Here is a 3,657-nt window from a genome sequence, read left to right as displayed (position 1 = left end):
GCACAGAACTGTGGAGCCCGTCGACGGGCTCCACAGTTCTGTGCGGGCTTCCGTGTTTTCTCCCGAGCGGTACGAGAGCCCGCGGTCCGCTTCCGCCGTTCTGTTGTCTGTTTGAGCGGGCGTGGAGCTCAGCGCAATTGCGTTCTGAGGACCGGTTTTCCTGGTCAGGAATTCGAACAAATTGGCCGCCGTGTGGTTTTGCTCACCCGGAGATGTGGTTTTGCTGCCCGAATCGGTAGACGATTTTGATTTGGCTTGACGAGCCGCCTCCGGGCACCGGAAGCGGCGATCCGGTGTGCGATGCGCGTAGACGCCATTCCCTGGAAGGGAGTACGCCCGGCCTTTCCCGCACATTGCCCGCTATTCCCGGGAGTGACAGCCGAATCCGGACCGACGGTAACCACCGCACCGCCGGCCCGTGCGTGGCCGCTCAGCCCTGCACGGCCTGATAGAGGCCACGGCCGGCACGGTGGGCCCGCGAGGAACCGACAAGGCGGTCGAGCGTGCTGCGTACGGCGTTGATGCTGCCGGGCGATTCGTCACGTCCCAGCGCCTGCGCCACATCGCGGGCGCGGACCGGGGTGTCGGCGGAGCCGGCCAGGACCGCGAGGATCTGCTCGGTCAGACCGCCGGCGGGCTGGTCCGCGCCGGCGGCGTCGGCTGCGGCGTCGGCTGTGGTGTCATCGGCTGTGGCGGGGACCGTCTTCTTCGCGGTGCGCCGCTTCCGCTCCTTGGGAGCCTCCGCCGGTGTCTTCCGGCTCGCACGGGCCCGAGGAACCTTGTGCTGTACGGGCGTTGACTTCGCGTCGTCCCCGGCCGCGGCCTCGGCGTCGTTCTCCGCGCCGGTCGTGTCGGCCGTGTCCTCAGCCGTCTCCTCGATCGCCGCCGTCGCGGCGGACTCCTCCGCGGGCTGCTCGACGGGCTCCTCGGCCGGGGCGCCGTGCTCCGTCCCCGACTCGGCAACGGCCTCCGGGGACACCGCCGGTTCCGGTACATGGGGAGCGGCCGACAGCGCCTGGAGCGCGGTCAGGGCGGCACGTACCGAGCCCAACCGCTCGGTCACGGCGGCCAACTCGTTCTCAAGTGTCTGCTGTTGTGCTTCCAGCCGCGGGAGTTCGCTCAGGAGGAGCGCTGTGGTCGCCTCGATGCTGCCCGGTGTGCCGGTTACGGATGTCATGGGTCGCCCTTTCGTTCCGGGTCACCACTTGACCTCGTCGGTGACCGCTGTAGAGCAGACTAGAGTGTGTTGCGTTGTGGCGGCCAACAGACGGCGCGCCGTCGTTGTCATCGTGTTACCGCCGTGTGCGGACATCCGCGCGTAACGGAACAGTGGTCCGGACGACAAACAGCGCTGCTATATACGGGTGTTGTGCGCATCGGACGGCCCATGACGACCGTCGCCGCGGCGCGTCTAGCGCTTGCGCAGCCCGTCGGCCAGGACACGCACATAGCGCTCCGCCGTCTCGTCGGGTGCGCTGCCGGCGATACGGGCCGCGTATCCGATTCCGCACAGCAGACTGCGTATGTCGGTGGCGTCGACACCGTCCCTGACCGCTCCCGCCGACCGCGCACGGCGCAGCAGGCTGTCCGTGAGCGCGTCCAGTTCGGCCTTGAGCGCGGCGGTGTCCGGCTGTTCGTCGGCGCTCGCCGCGAGGACCTCGCGTACGCCGTTGTGCTCGATCTCCAGCCGTACATGCGCGTACAGCAGCCGCTCCAGGGCCGTCCATGGATCGGGCTCGTCCACGGCGGCGCGCGCGATGTCCAGCAGTTCGTGGAACGGCTCCAGGGCCAGGGTCTCCAGCAGCGACCGGCTGCTCGCGAAGTGGCGGTAGACCGTACCGACGCCGACACCTGCCCTGCGGGCCAGTTCATTGAGCTGGAGCGGCAGTTCACCGCGCTCCAGCAGCCTCCGCGCCTCGACCAGCAGTCGCGCTCTGATCCGCAGTGAATCCGCCCTGCGCGGCGGTGGTGTCACGGTCCTGGCCACGCTCCCATTCTACCGAATCGGATCAGTCATCCCAAAGGATGTGTTATCCGCTGACCGCGTGTCCCGGTCGCGTGTCCCCGACCGATACGGGCATGGAATGCCGGGTCGGGCAGGGTGGGCCGTCCCTAGCGTGATGAGTGGAAGTGAAAGTGGAAGGGACAGGGGTCCGGGATGATCGAGGGGCTCAACGAGGCCATGGAGTACATCGAGCGGAACCTCGACCAGCGGATCGAGATGACCGAACTCGCTCGGATCGCCGTCACGTCGGAGTACCACTTCCGGCGGATGTTCTCCGCGCTGGCGGGCATCCCGCTGTCCGAGTACATCCGCCGCAGACGGCTCACCGTCGCCGGTGCGGAGGTGCTCGGCAAGGGCAGCACGCTGCTCGACATCGCGGTGCGGTACGGATACGGCTCCGCCGAATCGTTCGCCCGGGCCTTCCGTGCCCTGCACGGCGTCGGTCCCGGCGAGGCCAGACGGACCGGCGCGGTGCTGCGCTCCCAGCCCCGGATGTCCTTCCGTCTCATCGTCGAAGGGAGTAGCAGCATGCGGTATCGGATCGTGGAGAAGCCGGCTTTCCGAGTGGTCGGCAGAAAGGCACGGGTCCCGTTGGTGCACGAGGGCATGAACCCGGCGCTCGTCGCATTCATCCGGGGCATCGGCCAGGACACGCTCCGGCGGCTGGAGGAGCTGTCGGACCAGGAACCGCGCGGGATCGTCGGAGTGAGCGACAAGATCGACGACAGCCGTGCGGAGGGCACCGAACTCGACTACTACCACGGTGTGGTGACGCGGGCGCCGGCTCCCGAGGACATGGAGAGCCGTAGCGTTCCCGCCGGGACCTGGGCGGTGTTCGAGAGTTCGGGCGAGTTCCCGAAGGCGCTCCAGTATCTGTGGCGGGACATCTACACGCAGTGGTTCCCGTCCAATCCGTACCGGAGTGTGCCCGGTCCCGAGATCCTCCGCACACGGCTGTCGCAGGACGCGAAGACGGCCGACGCGGAGCTGTGGATTCCCGTGGAGCCGACCTCGCGGTAAGGGAGCGCGGGCCGGTGGCGCGGGGCGGCGCGTGGTCATACCCGTATCCGCTTCCGCGGCACCGGCCGTGCCGGGTCGGCGCGGGCCCAGCCGGCGGTCCAGTGAGCGGCTCACATGTCCAGTGAGCGGCTCACATAAGGACACAGCTCCCGGGTGGTGGCCAGAACTCACGGGTGTTGTGTCGTCAGCTGTGTGGTCAGCAGCTACCGGGACGGGCGTGGACGGTGATCTCGGCCTGGGTCACCGTATGGCTCTCGCACTCCTCGAAGTGGGCCCGCAGGGTCTCGCGCTTGGCGGCTTCCCGGGCGTCGGTCTCCAGCGGCTGGCCGGCCAGATCATGGACGGCGATGATTCGCCGGGCGATCAGGATGCGGGCCCGGATCCGGCCGGGTGTGAACTCCGTACCGTGCAAGGTGTTCGAGGCGACGGGGGAGTGCTCCAGTGCGAGATCCGACAGTCCCCGGAACGCTTCGGGGCGCGCGAGGGTCCATACGCGTCGGCGTGCCGGCATGAAGAGCACGCCGTCGCCCGGCCGCGCCACCTCCCGTACCGCGCGTGCGACCGCATCGGCGTCGTTCTGACGGCTCTGCGGAGTCCGCAGATACGTGCCCACCGGGAACAGCGCGGCCAGC

Annotated in this window: 3 protein-coding genes and 1 pseudogene; 1 reads left to right on the top strand and 3 read right to left on the bottom strand. The window is 68.7% G+C overall.

The genetic code is table 11. From position 1 onward, the window contains the following. Nucleotides 1-430: 430 nt before the first annotated feature. Both GA0115259_RS23385 and GA0115259_RS23380 read right to left on the bottom strand, forming a co-directional pair. On the bottom strand, nucleotides 431-1,177 hold the full coding sequence (locus GA0115259_RS23385; protein WP_093600644.1) for a hypothetical protein: 747 nt from the start codon (nucleotides 1,175-1,177) through the stop codon (nucleotides 431-433). A gap of 234 nt (nucleotides 1,178-1,411) precedes the next feature. Then, on the bottom strand, nucleotides 1,412-1,987 hold the full coding sequence (locus tag GA0115259_RS23380) for a TetR/AcrR family transcriptional regulator (RefSeq protein WP_202450276.1): 576 nt from the start codon (nucleotides 1,985-1,987) through the stop codon (nucleotides 1,412-1,414). Nucleotides 1,988-2,158: 171 nt separating this feature from the next. On the opposite strand from GA0115259_RS23380, the gene GA0115259_RS23375 reads away from it, so the two are divergent. Then, nucleotides 2,159-3,025: an AraC family transcriptional regulator gene (locus tag GA0115259_RS23375; RefSeq protein WP_093600638.1), complete on the top strand. Its 867-nt coding sequence runs from the start codon at nucleotides 2,159-2,161 to the stop codon at nucleotides 3,023-3,025. Between the two features lie 196 nt (nucleotides 3,026-3,221). On the opposite strand, the pseudogene GA0115259_RS40515 reads toward GA0115259_RS23375, so the two are convergent. Then, a pseudogene (locus GA0115259_RS40515) lies at nucleotides 3,222-3,657 on the bottom strand (hypothetical protein); the annotation flags it as partial.

The sequence above is a fragment of the Streptomyces sp. MnatMP-M17 genome (assembly GCF_900091995.1).
Taxonomy (GTDB): domain Bacteria; phylum Actinomycetota; class Actinomycetes; order Streptomycetales; family Streptomycetaceae; genus Streptomyces.
Note: the sequence above shows the minus strand (reverse complement) of the source record. Positions and strands in the feature narration are given on the sequence as shown.